Annotated in this window: 17 protein-coding genes and 5 pseudogenes; 20 read left to right on the top strand and 2 right to left on the bottom strand. The window is 58.1% G+C overall.

All coding sequences use genetic code 11. The features are described 5' to 3' along the window. Positions 1-12 precede the first annotated feature (12 nt). A complete protein-coding gene (locus CAter10_RS21065) occupies positions 13-609 on the bottom strand; it encodes a nitroreductase family protein (RefSeq protein ID WP_061534990.1) in 597 nt (198 codons plus the stop codon). Between the two features lie 272 nt (positions 610-881). Between CAter10_RS21065 and argS the strand changes: the two are divergent. From argS to CAter10_RS21040, 5 genes and pseudogenes are all read left to right on the top strand, one after another. Beyond that, a pseudogene (gene argS / locus CAter10_RS21060) lies at positions 882-2,626 on the top strand (arginine--tRNA ligase). 210 nt (positions 2,627-2,836) lie between these two features. Continuing rightward, a complete protein-coding gene (locus CAter10_RS21055; RefSeq protein ID WP_061534989.1) occupies positions 2,837-3,535 on the top strand; it encodes an SPOR domain-containing protein in 699 nt (232 codons plus the stop codon). 51 nt (positions 3,536-3,586) lie between these two features. Then, on the top strand, positions 3,587-4,300 hold the full coding sequence (locus CAter10_RS21050) for a thiol:disulfide interchange protein DsbA/DsbL (protein ID WP_061534988.1): 714 nt from the start codon (positions 3,587-3,589) through the stop codon (positions 4,298-4,300). Positions 4,301-4,415: 115 nt separating this feature from the next. Continuing rightward, complete coding sequence (locus CAter10_RS21045) at positions 4,416-5,201, top strand: SDR family oxidoreductase (RefSeq protein WP_061534987.1); 786 nt, start codon at positions 4,416-4,418, stop codon at positions 5,199-5,201. A 3-nt stretch (positions 5,202-5,204) separates the two neighbouring features. Beyond that, a complete protein-coding gene (locus tag CAter10_RS21040; RefSeq protein WP_061534986.1) occupies positions 5,205-5,828 on the top strand; it encodes a LysE family translocator in 624 nt (207 codons plus the stop codon). A 568-nt stretch (positions 5,829-6,396) separates the two neighbouring features. Here the strand turns inward: CAter10_RS21040 and CAter10_RS21035 are convergent. Continuing rightward, a pseudogene (locus CAter10_RS21035) lies at positions 6,397-7,463 on the bottom strand (MBL fold metallo-hydrolase). A 186-nt stretch (positions 7,464-7,649) separates the two neighbouring features. Between CAter10_RS21035 and CAter10_RS21030 the strand changes: the two are divergent. The 15 genes and pseudogenes from CAter10_RS21030 (at position 7,650) to CAter10_RS20965 (ending at position 22,004) form a co-directional block, all read left to right on the top strand. After that, entirely contained in the window at positions 7,650-8,069 is a 420-nt protein-coding gene (locus tag CAter10_RS21030; RefSeq protein ID WP_061535494.1) for a MerR family transcriptional regulator, read from the top strand. Between the two features lie 116 nt (positions 8,070-8,185). Then, positions 8,186-9,368, top strand: a pseudogene (locus tag CAter10_RS21025) (isovaleryl-CoA dehydrogenase). 141 nt (positions 9,369-9,509) lie between these two features. Further along, positions 9,510-10,451 (top strand): pyridoxal-phosphate dependent enzyme, encoded by a 942-nt coding sequence (locus tag CAter10_RS21020; RefSeq protein ID WP_061534985.1) that lies wholly within the window; start codon positions 9,510-9,512, stop codon positions 10,449-10,451. Then, positions 10,451-12,234 (top strand): annotated as a pseudogene (aceK, locus tag CAter10_RS21015) (bifunctional isocitrate dehydrogenase kinase/phosphatase). The gene CAter10_RS21020 and the pseudogene aceK overlap by 1 nt, the downstream one beginning before the upstream one ends. A gap of 236 nt (positions 12,235-12,470) precedes the next feature. Next, entirely contained in the window at positions 12,471-13,667 is a 1,197-nt protein-coding gene (locus CAter10_RS21010; RefSeq protein ID WP_061534984.1) for an acetyl-CoA C-acetyltransferase, read from the top strand. 181 nt (positions 13,668-13,848) lie between these two features. Next, the gene (locus CAter10_RS21005) at positions 13,849-14,454 is read left to right on the top strand and encodes a 2-hydroxychromene-2-carboxylate isomerase (protein WP_061534983.1); all 606 of its coding nucleotides are present in this window, start codon (positions 13,849-13,851) and stop codon (positions 14,452-14,454) included. Next, positions 14,451-14,864, top strand: a complete 414-nt coding sequence (locus CAter10_RS21000; RefSeq protein WP_231879089.1) for a YchJ family protein — start codon at positions 14,451-14,453, stop codon at positions 14,862-14,864. Before CAter10_RS21005 ends, CAter10_RS21000 begins: the two co-directional genes overlap by 4 nt. A 39-nt stretch (positions 14,865-14,903) precedes the next feature. Further along, positions 14,904-16,596 (top strand): annotated as a pseudogene (locus CAter10_RS20995) (AMP-binding protein). 33 nt (positions 16,597-16,629) lie between these two features. After that, the gene (locus CAter10_RS20990; RefSeq protein ID WP_061534982.1) at positions 16,630-18,252 is read left to right on the top strand and encodes a carboxyl transferase domain-containing protein; all 1,623 of its coding nucleotides are present in this window, start codon (positions 16,630-16,632) and stop codon (positions 18,250-18,252) included. 34 nt (positions 18,253-18,286) lie between these two features. Beyond that, positions 18,287-18,838 (top strand): hypothetical protein, encoded by a 552-nt coding sequence (locus tag CAter10_RS20985; RefSeq protein ID WP_061537494.1) that lies wholly within the window; start codon positions 18,287-18,289, stop codon positions 18,836-18,838. A gap of 351 nt (positions 18,839-19,189) precedes the next feature. After that, entirely contained in the window at positions 19,190-19,768 is a 579-nt protein-coding gene (locus CAter10_RS20980; protein ID WP_061534980.1) for a hypothetical protein, read from the top strand. Between the two features lie 20 nt (positions 19,769-19,788). Beyond that, on the top strand, positions 19,789-20,106 hold the full coding sequence (locus CAter10_RS23870; RefSeq protein WP_236905426.1) for a hypothetical protein: 318 nt from the start codon (positions 19,789-19,791) through the stop codon (positions 20,104-20,106). Next, the gene (locus CAter10_RS20975) at positions 20,019-20,711 is read left to right on the top strand and encodes a dienelactone hydrolase family protein (RefSeq protein ID WP_335340222.1); all 693 of its coding nucleotides are present in this window, start codon (positions 20,019-20,021) and stop codon (positions 20,709-20,711) included. The genes CAter10_RS23870 and CAter10_RS20975 overlap by 88 nt, the downstream gene beginning before the upstream one ends. Positions 20,712-20,853: 142 nt before the next feature. Then, a complete protein-coding gene (locus tag CAter10_RS20970) occupies positions 20,854-21,222 on the top strand; it encodes a DinB family protein (protein WP_335340221.1) in 369 nt (122 codons plus the stop codon). Then, entirely contained in the window at positions 21,219-22,004 is a 786-nt protein-coding gene (locus CAter10_RS20965; RefSeq protein ID WP_061534979.1) for an enoyl-CoA hydratase/isomerase family protein, read from the top strand. Before CAter10_RS20970 ends, CAter10_RS20965 begins: the two co-directional genes overlap by 4 nt. Positions 22,005-22,044: the final 40 nt, after the last annotated feature.

Here is a 22,044-nt window from a genome sequence, read left to right as displayed (position 1 = left end):
CGCACTCTTGGCTTAAGCCTTGAAAGTGCCTTCCGAGACCAGCGCTTGCAATGGCAGGCGCGGGCTTGGCTCTTCCTTGGCGCGCAGGCCTTCCGGCAGCATCGCCTTGTCGCCGATCTTGCCGATGGCTACTGCCGCTTCAATCGCGAAATTGGCTGGCACGCCTAGCACTGAACGGGTCTTTTCCTTGTCGAAACCGGCCATGCCGTGCGCGTGCCAGCCGGACAGGCTGGCTTGCAGCGCCAGGTAGCCCCAGGCGGCACCGGTGTCAAACGAATGGGTTGGCGCCGGCAATTCTTCGCTGCTGCCCGGTGGCGCAAAAGTAGTTTTCGACAACACGATCACCAGCGCTGAGGCGTTTTCAGCCCAACTGCGGTTGAAATCATTGAGCAGGCCCAGCAGGCTGTTCCAGTGCGGTGTGCCGCGGCGGGCGAAGACGAAGCGCCAAGGCTGCGAGTTGTAGGACGAAGGCGCCCAGCGCGCTGCTTCCAGGATAGTCAGCAATTCTTGTTCGGAGATCTCGTCATTGGCATAGGCGCGTGGCGACCAGCGGTTGAGGAATTGCGGGTGGGCCGGATGATCGGCAACGCGTGGCGTGGTTTGGGTCATGTGAATTCCTGTTGAATGGTACAGAAGGACGGCAAAATATCGTTGCCCGAATACAAGCAGGCAAGGCTTGGCATCTTAGCAGCAGTTTTTCATGCTTGCAGGGTAGCGTGGATTTCGGCATCGTGTATTACCGCCATGGGCAAGCCAGGTGAAGATTGCTGCGCCAAGCCGGTATAATCAAGATTGCCTGGGAGTTCTTCAAGAAATTGAGCAACCCTCTTAGATTTTTTGCATAATCCGGTGCGTTTGCCGTACCACTGACTACCTATCCTATGCTTGCACCACAAAAACAACAGATCATCGACCTTTTCAACGCCGCATTGCAACCTATCGTTGCCGGCACCGAGCTGCAGCCGACAGTGACGCTGGAGCGTCCGCGCGATCCGTCGCATGGCGATGTCGCCTGCAATATCGCGATGCAGCTGGCCAAGCCGCTGAAAAAGAATCCGCGCGAACTGGCGCAAACCCTGGTGGCGGCAGTGCTGGCCGCCAGCAAACAGGGCAATCTGATCGAGGCTGTGGAAATTGCCGGGCCGGGCTTCATTAACCTGCGCCTGACCGCCGCGGCCAAGCAGCAAGTGGTCAAGACGGTGCTGCAGGAAGCTGCCGCATACGGCAAGAGCCAGCTCGGCGCCGGCAAGAAAGTGCTGGTCGAGTTCGTTTCGGCCAATCCGACCGGCCCGCTGCACGTCGGCCACGGCCGTCAAGGCGCGCTCGGCGATGCATTGTCGGCATTGTTCGAAGTGCAAGGTTTTGATGTCACCCGCGAGTTTTATTACAACGACGCCGGCGTCCAGATCGCCACCCTGGCGACATCGGTGCAGGCGCGCGCCAAAGGTTTCAAGCCGGGCGAGGCCGGCTGGCCGGAAAATGCCTATAACGGCGATTATATTGCCGACATCGCCCAGGATTTCCTTGCCAAGAAGACGGTTTCGGCCAGCGATGGCGAACCGGCTACCGCCAGTGGCGACATCGAAGATATCGAATCAATCCGCAAGTTTGCCGTGGCCTATCTGCGCCGCGAGCAGGATCTGGATTTGCAGGCTTTCGGCGTCAAGTTCGATAACTATTACCTGGAATCCTCGCTGTACAAGGATGGCAAGGTCAACGGCGCGGTCGAGGCCTTGATCGCTGCCGGCGTCACCTATGAATTGGATGGCGCGCTGTGGCTGCGCACCACCGACTATGGCGACGACAAAGACCGCGTGATGAAGAAGACTGATGGCACATACACTTACTTCGTGCCGGATGTCGCCTATCACGTGGTGAAATGGCAGCGCGGCTTCGGCAAGGTCATCAACATCCAGGGCAGCGACCATCACGGCACCATCGCCCGCGTGCGCGCCGGCCTGCAGGCGCTGAATATCGGGATTCCACAAGGCTACCCGGATTACGTGCTGCACAAGATGGTGACCGTCATGAAGAATGGCGAGGAAGTGAAGATTTCCAAGCGCGCCGGTTCTTATGTGACGCTGCGTGACCTGATCGAATGGTCGGCCGGCGAAGATACCGCCGCAGAAGGTGTTGCGGATAGCCCGCGCGATCTGACACGCGGCCGTGACGCGGTGCGTTTTTTCCTGATTTCACGTAAGGCAGATACCGAATTCGTGTTCGATGTTGATCTGGCCCTGGCCAAATCCGACGAAAACCCGGTCTACTATGTGCAATACGCGCATGCGCGCATTTGCTCGGTGCTGGCGCAATGGACCGGCGACGAGGCCAGCCTGGCCAATGTCGATCTGAGCCCGTTGGTCGCGCCGCGCGAAGCCAGCCTGTTGGCCAAGCTGGCCGAATATCCGGACATGCTGCAACATGCACTGGAAGAGCTGGGCCCGCACCAGGTAGCGTTCTATCTGCGTGATTTGGCGGGGAGCTGCATAGCTACTACAATGCTGAGCGGGTATTGGTCGACGACGAGGCGCTCAAGATGGCGCGTCTGGCGCTGATGTATGCAACCCGTCAGGTATTGCGCAACGGCCTGGCGCTGCTGGGCGTATCGACACCGACCCGGATGTAATTTACAAGTAAAGCAGGTGGCTCTGAAATTTGTTGGATAGTGCGGCAGTCTTGAGAGACGGTCTATAGAGGGGGCCTTAAAAACCGTAGCGGCTCAAGGTCTGGTCGAGAAGCGCAGCTGTATTTCGGGTACAGCGAGCATCGCAGGCCGGAGATTGGGTTGCGCAGTAAGTTTTTAGAGGCCTCGTAACCAGGATGTCATTGGGGAAGTATGAGCAAACTTAATACTAAGCAGGCTGGCGGTACTTTACTGGGCCTGATTTTCGGCCTGATCATCGGTTTGGCGATAGCGGTAGTGGTGGCGATCATGATCACCAAGACGCCAACGCCGTTCACCAACAAGACCACGAAAGCCGACAAGGCGCCGGAAGCCATCACCGCGCCGGTGGCGTCGACGCCGGCTGCTGGCGGCGATCAGTTGCCGGACCCGAACAAATCCCTGTACGGCAACAAGGAGCCATCGAAGGAAGCTGCCAAAGCGTTTGCTCCACCTGCGCCGGATGCCAACCCGCCGGCAGTCGTGCCGCCGGTTTCTGCCGAGAAGAAGCTGGATGCGCTGGTCGCCAAGGCGCAGGACAAGACCGCTCCGATCGTCGATAAATCCACTGCCGACAAGACCAAGAAGGCCGCAGGCGATATCGCCGAAGCCAAGACCAAGGCTGGCGCTGACGACAACTGGATCTATTTCCTGCAGGTCGGCGCGTTCCGCGAGCAGAGCGAAGCTGAAAGCGCCAAGGCGCGTCTGGCCCTGATGGGATTCGAAGCCAAGATCAGCGAACGCCAGGCCGATACCGGCTCCTTGTACCGGGTACGGGTAGGCCCATTTAATCAGCTCGAAACAATGAACCGGATTCGCGGGAAGTTGTCAGATAACGGCGTTAATGCAGCCGTGGTGCGCGCTGCTAAATAATGAGGCGGATGTAAGTACATATTTTCTTCGAAATCTAGAAAAAGGATAATCATGCGTTTTTTTCAAAAAGTATTTGCTGTTGCCGGTCTTAGCCTGAGCCTTGGCCTGGTTGCCGCCAGCGCCGGCGCATCGCCGGCCAATCCGGTGGCAGGAACCGACTACAAGGTGCTCGATAATCCACAACCAACCGATAGCGGCCTGGGAAAGAAAGTGGAAGTGACGGAATTCTTCGGTTATTTCTGTCCGCATTGCAATGCGCTGGAGCCGACGCTGGAAGAGTGGATCGCCAAGCAGGGCGACAAGATTTCCTTCAAGCGCGTACCGGTTGACTTTGGCGATCCGAGCGCCGATCCGAAGAAATCGCCGTATGTAGCGCAGAAGAAGCTGTACTACACGCTGGAAGCAATGGGCAAGATTCCAGAGATGCACAAGAAGGTCTTTAACGCCATTCACGTGCAACGTCAAAACCTGAACAGCGATGCCGGCGTTGCCGATTTCGCCGCCAAGCAAGGTCTCGACAAAGCCAAGTTCCTGGAGATTTACAATTCCTTCAGCGTGCAAACCAAGGTTACCCGTGCTACCCAGTTGCAGAACGCCTATAAGGTCGACGGCGTGCCGATGCTGGTAGTCGATGGCCGTTACGTCACGTCGCCGTCGATTGTCGGCGTCAATCCGAATGCAGGCAAGACCGAGCCGGAACTGTTCAAATCGACATTGCAGGTCATGGATGGCCTGGTAGCCAAAGTCGCTGCAGGAAAAAAATAAGCCATCCGCCGACATGGTCGGCTGATGGATATTGAAAAGTCCGCCACTCGCAAGAGGGCGGGCTTTTTTATCGGCTGCGGTCGATAGGCATTGCCACTCAAGATTAGGCGCAATCATGAAACGAGTATTTATCACAGGCGCTTCCAGCGGCATCGGCGCCGCGCTGGCGCAATATTATGCTGAGCAAGGCGCGGCCCTGGGACTGGTGGCCAGGCGGCAACCGGTGCTGGAGCAACTGTTGGCGGGTTTGCCGCATCCTGAGCGGCACCGTCTGTATGCGCTGGACGTCAACGATCATGCGGCGCTGACCGCCGCCGCTGAAGATTTCATCGCTGCCGGCAACGGTGTCGATGTGGTGATCGCCAGCGCCGGGATTTCCCAGGGCACGCTGACCGAATACGCGGAAGATCAGCAAGTGTTCGAACAAGTGTTTGCTACCAATGTGCTGGCGACGGTCGCTACCTTCACGCCGTTCATTGTGACCATGAAGCGGCAGGCGCAGTCGGGCCGGCGCGACTTGCGGCTGGTTGGCATCGGCAGCGTGGCCGGTATCCGCGGCCTGCCGGGCGCCGGCGCCTACAGCGGTTCGAAAGCGGCGGTGATCAGCTATTGCGAATCGTTGCGGGTTGAATTGCGCGACAGCGGTATCAAGGTGGTCACCATCGTGCCAGGTTATATCGACACGCCGATGACACAGGTTAACCACTACAAGATGCCGTTCCTGATGCCGGTGTCGCAGTTCGCCGCAAAGACCGGCGCTGCGGTCGCGCGCGGCAGCAGTTATCAGGTGATTCCGTGGCAGATGGGCGTGGTCGCCAAGTTGTTACGGCTGCTGCCGAACTGGCTGTATGATTTTGCCTTTTCCAAAGCGCCGCACAAGGCGCGCAAGAGCGAGAGCTGATCTATGGATTTTCATTCTTTCTTTTTGTTCGTGCTCACCGAATTCGCGCTCTCGTTATCGCCTGGTCCGGCGGTGATGCTGGTAGTCGCCTACGGGATTACACGCGGCTGGAAAAAATCGCTATTCGCAATTCTCGGCATCCTTGCCGCGAATGCCATCTATTTCGCCATCTCGGCGACTGGCCTGGGGGCGTTGATCGTCGCTTCTCATACCTTGTTCACGGTGGTGAAGTGGCTGGGCGTGGCTTACCTGGCGTATCTCGGCTTGTCGGCGATATTCGGCCGTCCCTCGCCGATTACGGCGTCGCAGCTAAACAACAAGAACGCTTCCGGCTGGAAAATCTGGCTGAGCGGCCTGACTCTGCAACTGGCCAATCCCAAGGCCCTGATTTTCTTCATCGCGATCTTGCCGCAATTCGTCAACCCGGCCGGCAATGTGTCGTTGCAAATGGTCTGGCTGGCGGCTGGTTCGATCATTCCGGAATTTTTTATCCTGCTTGGTTATGCGGTGCTGGCGGGGAAAATGCAAACAGTAGCGACGCGTCCGAGTTTTGCCAGGATTACGGATCGGGTTGCTGGGAGTTTGATGTTGGGAGTGGCTATGATTGTGGCGGCGATACAGAAGTAGTTTTAGAGTGGGCAGTTCGTGCCCACCGCGTAGTTTAGGTCGTTTCGTCGTTACCTAATGCGGTTACTACTCCGTGGAAGCTAGCCGGGGGTAGCCCGGCAGCTAGTCACTTTTCTTGCTTCGCCCCCTAGCCGGGCGCAAAAAAAGTAACCAAAAGAAGGCGATCGCACAGCCGTTGCCCGCCTACGGCGGGTTCCCAAATGAGCCGTGCGCCAGTCGGATGGGACACAAACTCGCTGCGCTCAAACATGTGTCCCATCATTCCCGACTGTCACCCGCCCCATTTGGCAACGTCAGCATGCGAAAAGTCAAAAGCAACGGCAACAGCCAATTCAAAAGCAGCGTCAAGACCAACAGCAACGTCAAAACCAACCCATCGCAGTTAAATGGGGTCGGAGTTTTTTTCGCGGCTTTTTGCGAAAATTACACTTCCCGCGCAGCTCTGACCCCATTTAACGGACTACGGAGTGCATGCCGTTGCATTCGTCGGTTTTGAGGAAGCGCTACGAACATTTGATCCCACGATCGCGATGCCGCGTGGGCACGATGTGCCCACCCTACGTTCGTATCAGGTTGCGCTGAAACGGTAGACCTGATCGGCATCCAGGCGGCGGTTAGGGTGCCGTCAAACCATAGCTTGTGCAAATGCGCCAACGCCTCGCCCAGCGCGAACGTCATTTGATGCGCATCGAGCGGGCGGCGGAACATGATCGGTACGATGTCGCTGGCCGATTGCGGCGCCTCCGCGCAGGCTTTCATTACTTCTGCCAGCCGTTCGCGGTGATGCTGCTGCAACTGATCGATGCGTATCTGCAAACCGCGGAATGGCTTGCCGTGCGACGGCAGCACCAGCGTATCGGTCGGCAGCTCGCGATATTTTTCCAATGAATCCATATACTGCTGGACCGGATTGGATTCCGGCTCGATCGCGAACACCGAGACATTGGTGGAAATCCGCGGCAACACCATATCGCCCGAAATCAAAAGATGCAGGTCGTCGCAATACAGCGCCACATGCTCCGGCGCATGACCGAAGCCGGTGATTACGCGCCATTGGTGGCTGCCGATGCGAACGTCCTGCCGATCGGCCAGGCGATGGTAGGCCAGCGGCACCGCCGGCACCATCGACGGATAGTAAGACTTGCGTTGGGCAACTTTGGCGACGACCTCCGGATCGTGCATGCCGTGCCGCTGGAAATGCGGCAACGCTGCGCTGCCGTCAGCGCCGGGCAGTGCGGCCGACATGATGCGCGCCGACAGATAATCACCGGCGCTCATCCACAATGGTGCCTGCCAGCGCGTGCACAGCCAATCGGCCAAGCCGACGTGATCCGGGTGGCAATGCGTGACCAGCACCCGCAATATCGGCAAGCCGCGCAGCTGAGTGTCGAAAATGCTCTCCCAGGCCGCGCGTGTCGCATCGTTGGCAATGCCGCAATCGACGATGGTCCAGCCGTGCTGGACGCCGGCTGCGGTTTCGATACTGTCCTCCAGTAGCCACAGGTTGATGTGATCAAGCGCAAACGGCAAGCCCATGCGCAGCCAGTACACACCGGGCGCGACTTCGAGCGTGGCGCCGGCGGCCGGAAGGGTATCGCCAAACGCATAGCTGAGTTGGGCTTCGAGAGCATTCATCTGGGATTTCCTTTTTGTTATCAATGACTTGCGGACTGGCACTGCGTATTGTCGCCGCTAAACCGTAGGCTAGTAGTTTTTCGGTGTTTTCATTTTCGGCCGGCGCGCCTACAATGTGCTTTACGTTAACGTTAACTGCCATTGTACCTAAACCAGAATTTCCTGTTCCCTGATGCCAACTTGACCATGCCGACCTACACCATCACCGAACTATCGCGTGAATTTGACATTACCCCGAGGGCGATCCGCTTCTATGAGGACCAGGGTTTGCTGAGTCCGAAACGCGATGGCGCCGGCGGCCGCAACCGGGTGTATGCGGCGCGCGAGCGCACCCGCCTGAAGCTGACCTTGCGCGGCAAGCGGCTGGGGCTGACGCTGTCGGAGATCAAGAGCCTGGTCGACATGTATGACACGCCCAAGGATTCGGCGCCGCAGCTGGAGCTGTTCCTGGAAGTGCTGGCACGTCATCGCGAGCATCTGGAACAGCAGCGCGAAGATATCGAGGTGACCCTGGCTGAGATCAGCGCGCACGAGGAAGAATGCCGGCGTCTGTTGAGCAGCGGGCAGTTGAGTGATCACGCTGCGGTTGCCGGACAAAAGGACTGAAGGGCTGCGTCGGGGCATTCAATAGTTTCTTGATAATTAATCGTTTTATTTGATTCAATCAGTTGGCGACAAGGCAAGGCCCTGTCCCGCAATATAGATAAAAAAGAGGAGACAACATGATTCACTTACCAGGCCTGACCTTCGACCACGGCGAGGATATCGAGGCCCTGCGTAGCGCGATCCAGGAGTTTGCGGCTGCAGAAATCACACCACGGGCAGCCGAAATTGACCGCAATGACCAGTTTCCGATGGATTTGTGGAAAAAATGGGCGACCTCGGCCTGCTCGGCATCACCGCAGAAGAACAATATGGCGGCAGCGGCATGGGTTATCTGGCGCACATTGTCGCGATGGAAGAAATCTCGCGCGCCTCGGCTTCGGTCGGTTTGTCGTACGGCGCCCATTCCAACCTGTGCGTCAACCAAATCAAACGCAACGGCACTGCCGAGCAAAAAGCCAAGTACCTGCCGAAACTGATTTCCGGCGACCACATCGGCGCGTTGGCGATGTCCGAGCCGAATGCCGGTTCCGATGTGGTCAGCATGAAGCTGCGCGCCGAATGGAAGGGCGACCGTTGGGTGCTCAACGGCACAAAAATGTGGATCACCAACGGCCCGGACGCCGATGTGCTGGTGGTCTACGCCAAGAACGACATCGAAGCCGGCGCGCGTGGCATGACCGCGTTCCTGATCGAAAAGAATTTCAAGGGTTTCAGCGTTGCACAAAAGCTGGACAAGCTCGGCATGCGCGGTTCGCACACCGGCGAACTGGTATTCCAGGATTGCGAAGTACCGGCCGAAAACGTGCTGGGCGGACTGGGCCAGGGCGTCAACGTGCTGATGTCCGGCCTTGATTATGAGCGCAGCGTGCTGTCCGGCGGTCCGCTTGGCATCATGCAGGCGTGCATGGATGTGGTGGTGCCGTATGTGCATGACCGCAAGCAGTTCGGCCAGCCGATCGGCGAATTCCAGCTGATGCAGGGCAAATTGGCCGATATGTATTCGACCATGATGGCTTGCAAGGCCTATGTCTATGCCGTCGGCCAGGCCTGCGACCGCGCCAAGACGCCGGAAGCCGCACGGGCCTTGCGCAAGGATGCTGCCAGCGCGATTCTGTATTCGGCAGAAAAGCCACCTGGATGGCGGGCGAAGCGATCCAGGCGTTGGGCGGCAACGGTTACATCAATGAATATCCGGTGGGACGTTTGTGGCGCGACGCCAAGTTGTATGAAATCGGCGCTGGCACCAGCGAAATTCGCCGCATGTTGATCGGCCGCGAACTGTTCGCGGAAACGCGCTAAGCGCCAACGGTCAGCGCAAAGCATCGGGGCGACCCGCCAAAATGCGTGGCCGCCAGCCGGCCAGGAAATAATTGCCTGGCCGGTTCGCTGGCCGCAGTGAATTTTTGGCATAATTGAAAAACAGACAACAGCGGCAAGAACATGACTTCACTGCACATCCACACCGCATTACTGCAGCATCCGCAACTTTCGGTCGCTCTCGACAAGCAAGTTTTGCTGAAGATGGAAAACACCCAGCCGTCCGGCTCCTTCAAGCTGCGCGGGATTGGTCTGTTATGCCAGCGCGCAGTGGCCGGCGGCGCCAGCCATCTGGTGTGTCCGTCGGGCGGCAACGCCGGCTTTGCGGCGGCGGTTGCCGGCGCGGCGCTAGGCACCAAAACCACCATCGTGGTGCCGGAAACTACCTCCGCCGAAGTGTGCCAGCGCATCCGTGACATCGGCGCCGAGGTGATCGTCCACGGCGCCTTGTGGGATGAAGCCAACCAGTATGCTTTGCGCCTGTGTGAACAGCCCGGCAGCATCTACATTCCACCATTCGATCACCATGATATCTGGGACGGCAACGCCACCCTGATCGATGAAGCGGTATTGCAAGCAAAGCAACTCGGGATCGATTTCGATGTTGTCATCTGTGCGGTCGGCGGCGGTGGCCTGATGAACGGCGTATTGACTGGCCTGCATCGCAACAATCTGGCGCACATTCCCTTGATTGCAGTGGAGACAGAAGGTGCAGCCTCGCTATCTGCCGCAGTGAGTGCTGACGAACTGGTGACGCTGTCGGCGATCAATACGATAGCCAACAGCCTGGCGGCCAAGCGGGTTTCTGCGCAATCTTTTGCCTGGACCAAACAGCACAAGGTCCACAACGTTACCGTCAGCGATGCCCAGGCGGTCAGTGCTTGCCTGGCGTTTGCCGATCAGATGCGGATCCTGGTTGAACCGGCTTGCGGCGCCGCACTGGCCGTCGCTTATCAACGGCTGCCCGAACTGATGCCTTACAAGCGGCCGTTGATCGTGGTGTGCGGCGGCATCGGCGTCAGCCTTGCTGCCTTGGCTGGCTGGAAGGAGCGCTTTTCGCTGTGATGACGTCTGCAAGCTTTCCAAAATTATTGTCGTCGCAGATCGCTTTCGATACTGCGCGCATGATCTTGGACGGCTTCGACAAGCATTACCGCCTGTTCCGCGAAGCCAGCCGACTCGCCAAGCAGCATTTTGAGGAGGCCGACTGGAAGACCGCGCAGCTTGCCGCGCGCGAACGGATCGATTTTTACGACGCACGGGTACACGAATGCGTGAACGCACTGGAAGACGAATACGACCAGAACGACCTGACCGACGAGGTATGGCGCGAAGTAAAGCTGCATTACATCGGCATGTTAACCGATCACAAACAGCCGGAACTGGCCGAAACGTTCTTCAACTCAGTCTGCTGCAATATCCTGCACCGCACCTATTTTCATAACGATTTCATCTTCGTGCGGCCGGCAGTGTCGACCGAATACATCGACACCGATGAAGCGCTGCCGACCTACCGGGTCTACTACCCGCAGAAGGATGGCATGCATTACACGCTGAAGCGGCTGATTACCAATTTCCAGCTGCAGCGGCCGTTTGCCGATCTGGATCGCGATATCGGGCTGGCCGAGGAGCGTATCAGGGCATCGTTCGGCGACATCCCGCCGGAGCCGAATCACCAGATCCAGGTGCTGTCGAACCTGTTTTACCGCAACAAAGGCGCCTATGTCGTCGGCAAGATGATCAACGGTTCGCGCGAATATCCGTTCGTAGTGCCGATCCTGCATGACCGCGACGGCAAGTTGGTGCTGGACGCCGTGCTGTTCGACAACAAGATATTGGCCATCCTGTTTTCTTTCACGCGCGCCTATTTCATGGTCGACATGGAAGTGCCGTCGGCCTATGTGCAGTTCCTGCGCACCCTGCTGCCGAACAAGCCGCGCAGTGAAATCTATACGATCCTGGGTTTGCAGAAGCTCGGCAAGGCATTGTTCTATCGCGATTTCCTGCGCCATTTGCGGCATTCATCAGACCGTTTTGAAATCGCGCCGGGATCCGCGGGTTGGTGATGGTGGTGTTTGCGCTGCCGTCGTTCCCGTATGTGTTCAAGGTCATCAAGGATTATTTCCCGGCGCCGAAGGAAACCACCAAGGCGCTGGTCAAGGAAAAGTACCTGTTGGTCAAGCACCACGACCGCGTCGGCCGCATGGCCGATACGCTCGAATATTCGAGCGTCGCCTTCCCGCGCGCCCGTTTTGCCGATGAGCTGCTGGCCGAACTAAAGCAGGTGGCGCCGTCGGTGGTTGAAGAAGAGGGCGACGAAGTCATCATCAAGCACCTGTACATCGAGCGCCGCATGGTGCCGTTGAATATCTACCTGGGCAACGCCGAGAAGAACAACGACCAGGCGGCGCTGGAACATGGGGTGGCCGAGTACGGTAACGCTATCAAGGAATTGGTCGCGGCGAATATCTTTCCTGGCGACATGTTGTACAAAAATTTTGGGGTCACGCGTCACAATCGGGTCGTGTTTTACGACTATGATGAGATTGAATACATCACAGACTGCAATTTCCGCACGATCCCGCAGCCGCGCAACGAGGAAGATGAAATGGCCGCCGAGCCTTGGTATCCGGTTGCCAGGAACGATGTTTTTCCGGAACAGTTCGGCGTGTTTTTGCTCGGCAACCAGAACGTAAAGAAATACTTTATCAAGCATCACGCAGACTTGTTAACCCAGCAATATTGGCAGCAACGCAAGCAACACATCCTGGAGGGGCACTTCGACGACGTTTTTCCTTACCCGCAAGAATGTCGTTTTACCTACATGGAAACCGGCAAAACCGGCTGATTGCTATTTTTCCGGATGACCCCAGGTAATGCATGTAATCCGGAAATGTGAAACACAAGCAGGACAATCGCAGTAAATAAGCATTGGCAGCAACTGAATTCATCATTTAGCGCAGCAGTTTTATTTTTAACCAACCAGGCAGCAAAGACGCTCCGAGAACCGTCACATGCGACATAGTCGCCAGCCGTGAGCAATTCCCGGGCAGCTTACAAGTTGTCGTAATCTGGAGAAGCAACATGAATGACCCAATCGTTATCGTCGGTGCAGCCCGTACTCCAATGGGGGCGTTTCAAGGTGATTTTTCGGCGCTGAATGCCAGTGATCTGGGCGCAGTGGCGATCAAGGCTGCGGTCGAGCGCGCCGGCCTGAAACCGGAGCAGGTGGACGCAGTGTTGTTCGGCAATGTGCTGCAAGCCGGTCAGGGCCAGGCTCCGGCGCGCCAGGCAACGATCAAGGCTGGTTTGCCGGTCGGCACCAATGCGGCAACCATTTCCAAGGTATGCGGCTCGGCCATGCAGGCCACCATGTTTGCGTTCGACGGTCTGTTGGCAGGCACCCATGAAGTCGTGGTTGCGGGCGGCATGGAATCGATGACCAATGCGCCTTACCTGATTCCGAAAGCGCGCGGCGGCTATCGCATCGGCCACGGTACGATCCTCGACCACATGATGCTGGACGGCCTGGAAGATGCCTACTCCAAGGGTGATAACGGCGGCGGCCGTTCGATGGGTACTTTCGGTGAAGATTGCGCCGCCAAGTACCATTTCAGCCGTGCCGACCAGGATGCATTTGCGATTGCTTCGGTACAGCGCGCGCAAGCCGCTACCGCTGACGGTTCCTTCAAATGGGAAATCGCCCCGGTGACAGTCACCAGCCGCGCCGGCGAGGTCGTCATCGACAAGGACGAAGGCCCGCAAAAGGCCAAGATCGACAAGATTCCGTCGCTGCGTGCGGCGTTCAAGAAAGACGGCACCATTACCGCCGCTTCGTCGTCGTCGATCAACGACGGCGCTGCCGCCCTGGTGTTGATGCGTGAATCGACCGCCAAGAAACTCGGCTGCACGCCGATTGCCCGCATCGTCGCGCATGCCAGCCATTCGCAGGAACCTGACTGGTTCACGACTGCACCTGTCGGCGCCATCGAAAAGCTCTACAAGAAAACCGGCTGGACCAGCGGCGACGTCGACCTGTTCGAAATCAACGAAGCGTTTGCGGTAGTGCCGATGGCAGCGATGAAGGAACACAACATCCCGCACGACAAGATCAACGTCCATGGCGGCGCCTGCGCCCTCGGCCACCCGATCGGCGCTTCCGGCGCCCGCATCATCGTGACTCTGCTCGGCGCGTTGAAGGCCAAGGGTGGCAAGCGCGGTGTGGCATCGCTGTGTATCGGTGGTGGCGAAGGCACTGCGATCGCCGTCGAACTGGTTTGATATTGATTTGGCTGTCACAGGCCGCTAGCCTTACGTAGCAAAGCAGCAGCACGCATCAAAAGGATCAGCGTGAGTCGGTGGAAACTTCGCGGAGTTTCCGCGGATTCCCGCTGATCTTTGCTATTTGATTTCGCAAGTTGCGAATTAAACAATTGGCTTTCATTCATACAAGGTAAAAAAGATGGCCGCAGCAATCGACTTCTACTTTGATTTTTCCTCTCCGTACGGCTATTTCGCGGCCACCCGTATCGACGAACTGGCGACCAAGTACGAGCGCGATGTCGAATGGCATCCGATCCTGCTCGGCCCGGTATTCAAGACCACCGGCTCGATGCCGTTGGTACAGGTGCCAATCAAGGGCGACTACGCGTTTCATGATTTCGAGCGTACCGCGCGTTTTCACGGCATTCCGTACAAACGTCCCGGCGCCTTTCCGATATCTACCCAGGCTGCGGCGCGTGCCGTGCTGTGGGTGCGCGGCAAGCAAGGCGAGGACAAGGCGATCAAGTTCGCCAGGCAGATCTACAAGGCGTATTTTGTCGATGGCATCAACATCGGCGAGCCGATGCACCTGCTGGAGATCGGCCATCATGCCGGCATCGACACTGCTGGCCTGACCGACGGCATCAACAGCCTGCCGATCAAGAACCAGTTGAAGGCAGAGGTTGATTTGGCGATGGCGCGCGGCGTGTTCGGTTCGCCCTTCGTGATTGCCGACGGCGAATCGTTTTGGGGTTTCGACCGTTTCGACCAGCTCGAAGCATTTCTGCGGGACGGCAAGATTTGAAAGAAAAGAACATCGATTGCCCGTGCGGCGGCGGCAAGTATGCCCAGTGTTGCGGGCGTTATCACAGCGGTGACGAAGTGGCGCCGAGCGCCGAAGCGCTGATGCGTTCGCGCTACAGCGCCTATGTGATGAATCTTGGCGCCTATCTGCAGGCAACCTGGCATCGCACGACGCGCCCGCTTGAGCCGATCACTGCTGAAGCCGGCCTCAAATGGCTGGGCCTGGAAGTGCGCAAACATGAGGCTACAGGCGACAGCGCTACGGTGGAATTTGTGGCGCGCTACAAGATCGGCGGCCGCGCTGAGCGTTTGCATGAAATCAGCAGCTTCCTGCGCGAGTGTGAACCGGGAACAGGAAACCGACAGCGCTGGTTCTACGTTGACGGCAGTTTTCCAAACAAAGAAAAATAATTGCGCAAAGCATTAGAAGATCCAACAGGAGACAAGACCATGACGCAATTGCATTCAAGTATTGACCGCGGTAGCCAGGAAACGCCGCTGATCGAACAAACCATCGGTCGTTTTTTTGACGACATGGTGGAGCGGGTTGCCGACAACGACGCGCTGGTATCGCGCCATCAGCAGGTACGCCTGAGCTATCGGCAACTGCAGACCGAAGCCCGACGCCTGGCCAGTGCCATGCTCAAGCTTGGCCTGCAACCGGGCGACCGCATCGGCATCTGGTCGCACAACAACGCCGAGTGGGTGCTGACGCAATTGGCCACTGCTTATGCCGGCATCATTCTGGTCAATATCAATCCGGCCTATCGGGTCAGCGAGCTGGAGTACGCACTCAACAACGTCGGTTGCAAGGCGTTAATTTCGATGACTAGTTTCAAGACCAGCGATTATCTGGAGATGATCCGCACACTGGCGCCTGAATTGCAACACGCTACGCCGGGCGCATTGCAGGCCGCGCGCCTGCCGACCTTGAAAACCGTGATTCAGCTTGGCAGCGGCGAGGTGCCGGGCATGCTGCGTTTCAGGGATTTCATCGCTGGCGGCGATGCGTCCGATTCTCAGCTGGTGCAGCTTGGAAAAACCCTGCAAGCCAGCGATCCGATCAATATCCAGTTCACCAGCGGCACCACCGGTTTCCAAAAGGAGCGACGCTGACCCATCGCAATATCCTGAACAACGGTTTTTTCATCGGCGAAGCGATGAAGCTGACCGAGCAGGACCGGCTCTGCATCCCGGTGCCTTTGTACCATTGCTTCGGCATGGTGCTTGGCAACCTGGCCTGCCTGACGCACGGCGCCACGATCGTTTATCCAAATGACGGTTTTGAGCCGCTGTCGGTGCTGCAGGCGGTACAGGAGGAGCGCTGCACCGGTCTGCACGGCGTACCCACCATGTTTATTGCCGAACTTGATCATCCGCGCTTTGCCGAGTTCGATTTATCGACGCTACGCACCGGCATCATGGCCGGCTCGCCGTGCCCGATCGAGGTGATGAAGCGCGTGGTGCGTGACATGCATCTTGAGCAGATCACCATTGCCTACGGCATGACGGAAACCAGCCCGGTCAGCTGTCAAAGCATGACTGACACGCCGCTGGAAAAGCGGGTGTCGACGGTGGGCTGCGTGCAACCCCACTTGCAGGTCAAGATTATTGATCCGGAGTCGGGCGAGATCATGCCGATCGGTAGTTCCGGCGAGTTGTGCACCCACGGCTACTCGGTGATGCACGGTTACTGGGGCGACGAGGAAAAGACACGCGAAGCGATCGACAGCGAAGGCTGGATGCACACTGGCGACTTGGCGACGATGGATGCCGAAGGCTACGTCAATATCGTCGGCCGCATGAAAGACATGGTGATCCGCGGCGGCGAGAATATTTATCCGCGCGAGATAGAAGAATTTTGTATCGCCATCCAGCCATCCAGGATGTGCAGGTAGTCGGCCTGCCGGACCAGAAATACGGCGAGGAATTGTGCGCATGGATCATCCTGCGGCCAGGCCAGGCGCTGGACGAGCAGAGCGTGCGCGATTTTTGCCAGGGCCAGATCGCGCACTACAAGGTGCCGCGCTACATCCGTTTTGTCGACGCTTTCCCGATGACGGTGACCGGCAAGATACAGAAATTCAAGATTCGCGAAGCGATGAAGGACGAGCTGAAGCTCAACGATATCCGCACCGCATAACAATTCAAAATACAAGACACAAAGGACATTGCAATGCCTCAGTTAGAAAGCAAGCTGAATCCGCGCAGCGAAGAATTCCAGCAAAATGCCAACGCCCTCAATCTGCTGGTCGACGATTTGCGTCAGAAAGTTGCGCAGATCGCTGAAGGCGGCGGCGAAGCCGCGCGTAACAAGCATGTTGCGCGCGGCAAGTTGCTGCCGCGCGAACGGGTGCAAATGCTGCTCGACCCGGGCACGCCGTTCCTCGAATTTTCCCAGCTGGCGGCGTATCACGTCTACAAGGACAAGGACGGCAGCGATGCCGCGCCTGCCGCCGGCGTCATTACCGGCATCGGCCGCATCGCCGGTCAAGAATGCGTGATCGTCTGCAACGATGCCACCGTCAAGGGCGGCACCTACTATCCGTTGAGCGTGAAGAAGCATTTGCGGGCGCAGGAAATCGCCGAGCAGAATAACTTGCCATGCATTTATCTGGTCGACAGCGGCGGCGCCAACCTGCCGAACCAGGATGAAGTGTTCCCGGATCGCGATCACTTCGGCCGCATCTTTTTCAACCAGGCCAACCTGTCGGCCAAGGGCATCCCGCAAATTGCCGTGGTGATGGGGTCGTGCACTGCCGGCGGCGCCTACGTGCCAGCGATGAGCGATGAATCGATCATCGTCAAGAATCAGGGCACGATTTTTCTGGCCGGTCCGCCGCTGGTGAAGGCTGCCACTGGCGAGGTGGTCAGTGCCGAGGATCTCGGCGGCGGTGATGTCCACACCCGTCTTTCCGGTGTGGCCGACCACCTGGCGCAGAATGACATGCACGCGCTGTCGCTGGCGCGCACTATCGTTTCCAATCTGAACCGCCAGAAACCGCAAGGTCCGCTATTGCGTCCGGTAGTCGAACCAAAATATCCGGCGCAGGAATTGTATGGCGTGATTCCGCTCGATACCCGCAAGCCGTTCGATGTGCGCGAAGTAATCGCACGCGTGGTCGACGGCAGTGAATTTGACGAATTCAAGGCGCGCTACGGCACCACGCTGATTTGTGGTTTCGCACATATCTACGGCATGCCGGTCGGCATCATCGCCAACAACGGCATCCTGTTTTCGGAAGCGGCGTTGAAAGGGACGCACTTCATCGAACTGTGCTCGCAACGCAAGATCCCGCTGGTGTTCCTGCAAAACATCACCGGCTTCATGGTTGGCCGTCGTTACGAGAACGAGGGCATTGCGCGTAATGGCGCCAAGATGGTGACTGCGGTGGCAACCACCTCGGTGCCGAAGCTGACGGTGATCATTGGCGGTAGTTTCGGCGCCGGTAATTACGGCATGTGCGGCCGCGCCTATTCGCCGCGCTTCCTGTGGATGTGGCCGAACGCACGGATTTCGGTGATGGGTGGCGAACAGGCCGCCGGCGTCCTGGCGACCGTCAAGCGCGATGGTATTGAAGCCAAGGGCGGCAGTTGGAGCGCCGATGAGGAAGAGGCGTTCAAGAAACCGATCCGTGACCAATACGAGCATCAGGGACATCCCTATTATGCGTCAGCGCGTTTGTGGGACGACGGCGTAATCGATCCGGCCGATACCCGCAGGGTGCTGGGGCTGGGGTTGAGCGCGGCGCTGAATGCGCCGATCGCTGAAACGAAGTTCGGTGTATTCCGCATGTAACTCAACAATGCGCATCAACAGGGAGAAAAATAAAATGCATAAACTCACGAATAAATCGCCATTGACATTGGTGTTGACCTGCGCGTTGGCGGCTATCTGCTGGCAAGGAACCGCGCAGGCGCGCAACACCAGGTTGCTGCTGCCGATCGGTACAGTCGTGCCATCGAAAGCGACGCAGGCGCAAGCACAGTCGCAGCCAGCGGGCCAGGTAGCGGCGCACAAGGGCGACGATGACGATATGGTCATCATCTTCGGTGAGGCGGCAGTGCCGCAAGGGTTGAAGTTCGTGTCGCAGGACATCCAGGCCAGGGGCGAGGTCCAGCCGAGTTTCAGGCATGGTTACGAGGATGAGGCGATTTGCCAACAGGCTTTCCGCAAGGCGATGGTCAAACTGATAGGTCAGGCACGCGCGCAGGGCGCTAATGCAGTGGTTGGCATCGTCAGCAACTACAACCATGCCACAGTCATGGACAGCCCGACCCAGTATGAGTGCCACGCCGGGACAACCCGCGCGGTGGTTGACCTGAAAGCGAAGCTGGCCAAGATCGACGGCTTGTCCGATGCACCGGCGCCGAAGGCAAATTGATGCGACGCGCATCGACAAACCGGGAACAGCGAAACTCACTAGCGAAGGGAAAGCGGGAATGATCGATTTTTCTAGAAAAACCTGCCTCGGACTGGCGTTTGCCTGCGTGTTGGCGAACGGGTTCTGGCCGACGGCGGCGCAAGCGCGCAATACCAAGCTGCTGTTGCCGGTTGAGCCGGTATTTGCGCAGAGGGCGGTCCAGCAGGCTGTCGGCAGCGACATGTCGATCATCTTCGGTGCAGCGATACCGGACGGCACGAGCTTGCTGTCGGATGAAATTTACATCAGGGGCGAGGCTAGACCCAATTATCGCGGCCGTGGAACCGAAGACTCGGATGTTGCAAACTTGCATTGCAAAATGCCTTGCTTGACCTGGTGCAGCAGGCACGCGCGAGAAATGCCAACGTGCTGGTCGGCATTGTCAGTTACTACGACCGCTTGGCGGTGATGAATAGCCCGACCCAATATGAGTGTCATGCCGGCACCACGCGCGCAATCGTCGACCTCAAAGCCAGGTTGGGCAAGATCGACCATAGTGTCGGCACCTCTGCCAGTGTCGCCGCGCAGGCGCCGCCAGGAGCACGCTTGTTTCCGCCAGCATCCGGTTTTGCCGATATCAGTGATTCCCGGCATATACCGTTTCTGGATCAGCAGGGCCGCGAAGCCTATCAACTGTGGCTGACCAGGGTTGGTCCCAAGGCTTTTGTCATTGCCGAAGACGGTCATTGGGCGCAAACCTGGGGCAATCCGCCCGACCAGAATTTGCCAAGGGATCCCGCGGTGCGCGCCTTGCAGGTTTGCTACAACCTGAGCGGCAGGAACTGCCAGCTGTATGCCATCGACAGCACCGTGGTGTATCGGGCCAGCACTGCCGCCCAGCCGACACGGCAATCGCCGGCGGGAACTGCCGCAGCGCTGGCAGGTGAATGATCGTAGCCTAAGCAATCATCATGAAAAAAATGAAGCCGTCATCAGCCAGTTGGACAGCGCGTCATGCGCTGGGATGCTTATGTATCTCGCTCGGCGCATGGTCCGGCCACGCCGCCGCACAGGGCTTGGCGCAGGATTTGAACGAGTCGGTCATCAAGCTGCCGGTGACGGTCAAGAACCTGTATGGCCGTAGCGTTACCGGCAATGTCACGGTGACACAGTTCAAGCCGGCCGGCGCCGGCCGTTTCCGATCGTCGTCATCAGCCACGGCCGTAGCGGCGACAATCGCGCCACACCGCTGCGTTTCCGCTATACGCAACAGGCGCGCTTTTTTATAGACCGCGGGTTTGCCGTGTTCGTGCCGACCCGTCTTGGCTACGGCGAGGCCGGCGTCGATCCTGATCCTGAGGACAGCGGTAGTTGCAACCAGAAAGAGTACGGACCGATGGCCGAAGCTGCGGCAACCGAAGTGTTGGCAGTCCTCGATTACGCCAAGCAGCAGTCTTACGTGAATCCGCAGCGCGTATTGCTGGTCGGCCAATCGGTCGGCGGCTATACGACCACCGCGACTGCGGCCAGGAATCCGGCGGGGCTGGTGGCGGCGATCAATTTTGCCGGCGGCGCCGGCGGTGATCCGGTCGCCCATCCTGGCGTGCCTTGCCAGGGCGACAAACTGGAAAGCATGTACGCGCAATTCGGCAAGACGACCAAGGTGCCGATGCTCTGGGTGTACACCGAGAACGACCTGTTTTTTGGACCGAAGTACAGCCAGGCCTGGCAGGCCGCTTTCAACAAGGCAGGCGGTCAGGCCGAATACAAATTGCTGCCGCCATTTGCCAAGAACGGACATATGCTGTTCGCCTCCGGACTCAGTATTTGGGAGCCGGTCGTCGCCGATTTCCTGGGGCGCAACGGTTTTCCTGCGGAGCCATTGACGAAATGATGCAAGCTTATTTTGAATCGCTGGCCCGCTACCATGTGTGGGCCACTGCGAAACTGCTCGAACAGATCGCTGCCATCAGCGAGGAAGATTATCGTCGCGATTGCAGGCTGTTTTTCATTCGATACATGGCACGTTGAACCACATGTTGGTCGGTGAGCGTCATTGGCATTCCCGCATTGCCGAAGGCATTTCGCTGAAAATGGCGCTGGATACCGAATTGGAAAGCCGACGCGACGTCCTGGCGAGTGCCTTGACTGATGCGTCGCGGCGCTGGGACCAATGGCTGTCGAGCAATCCACAACGGGATTATTCCGGCAATCTACATTACACCCGGGCAACAGGCGCCCCGGCAGAGGCGCCACTCACGGCAGTGCTCGGCCACGTTTTCAACCACGCCACCCACCATCGCGGCCAGATCACTGCGGCGCTGACCGCCATGGGCTATGCGTGTCCGGAACTGGACTTTATTTATTGGGCGGTGGCAAAGCAGCAAGCGGAGATGAACAAATGACTTATCAGACTTTGACGATACAACGCGCACCCCAGGTCGCCACCATCGTCCTCAACCGGCCCGAAGTGCGCAATGCCTTCAATGAAACGATGATTGCCGAAATCACGCATGCTTTCCTTGAACTGGGCAGCGCCGCCGAAGTACGCGCTATCGTGCTGGCGGCGAATGGCGCAGCGTTCTGCGCTGGTGGCGATCTCAATTGGATGAAAGCGATGGCTGACTACACGCCGGAGCAGAATCGCGCCGATGCCGCCCAGCTGGCGACCATGCTGCGCACCATCTACCAATGTCCGAAGCCAGTGATCGCCAAAGTACAGGGCGATTGCTATGCAGGCGGCCTAGGACTGGTGTCGGCCTGCGATATCGTGGCTGCAGTGGATACCGCCCAGTTCTGCCTGTCGGAAGTGAAAATCGGCTTGATCCCGGCCACCATCTCTCCCTATGTCATCAAGTCGATCGGAGAATCAGCTGCGCGCCGCTATTTCATCACCGCCGAGCGTTTTTCGGCAGAAACCGCACAGCGACATGGCTTGGTGCATGAAGTTGCCGCAGCGGAAAAACTCGATGAATGCGTGAATCAGCTGCTCAAGGCGTTATTGGCGGCCAGTCCCAACGCTGTCACAGAAGCCAAACGACTAGTGCGAGCGATTGCCGGCCAGCCGCTGACGGAGACGCTGATCGCCGATACCGTGGAAGATATCGCCAAAATCCGGGCTTCCACCGAAGGGCGGGAGGGGGTACGCGCTTTCCTGGAGAAGCGTAAACCGTCTTGGCTGCAGTGATTGCGTCGCGATCACATACAATCTCGTCCTTGCAGAGGCG

The sequence above is a fragment of the Collimonas arenae genome (genome assembly GCF_001584165.1).
GTDB classification, from domain to species: domain Bacteria; phylum Pseudomonadota; class Gammaproteobacteria; order Burkholderiales; family Burkholderiaceae_D; genus Collimonas; species Collimonas arenae.
The sequence above is the reverse complement of the archived record's forward strand: the minus strand, read 5'-3'. Positions and strand labels throughout refer to the sequence as shown.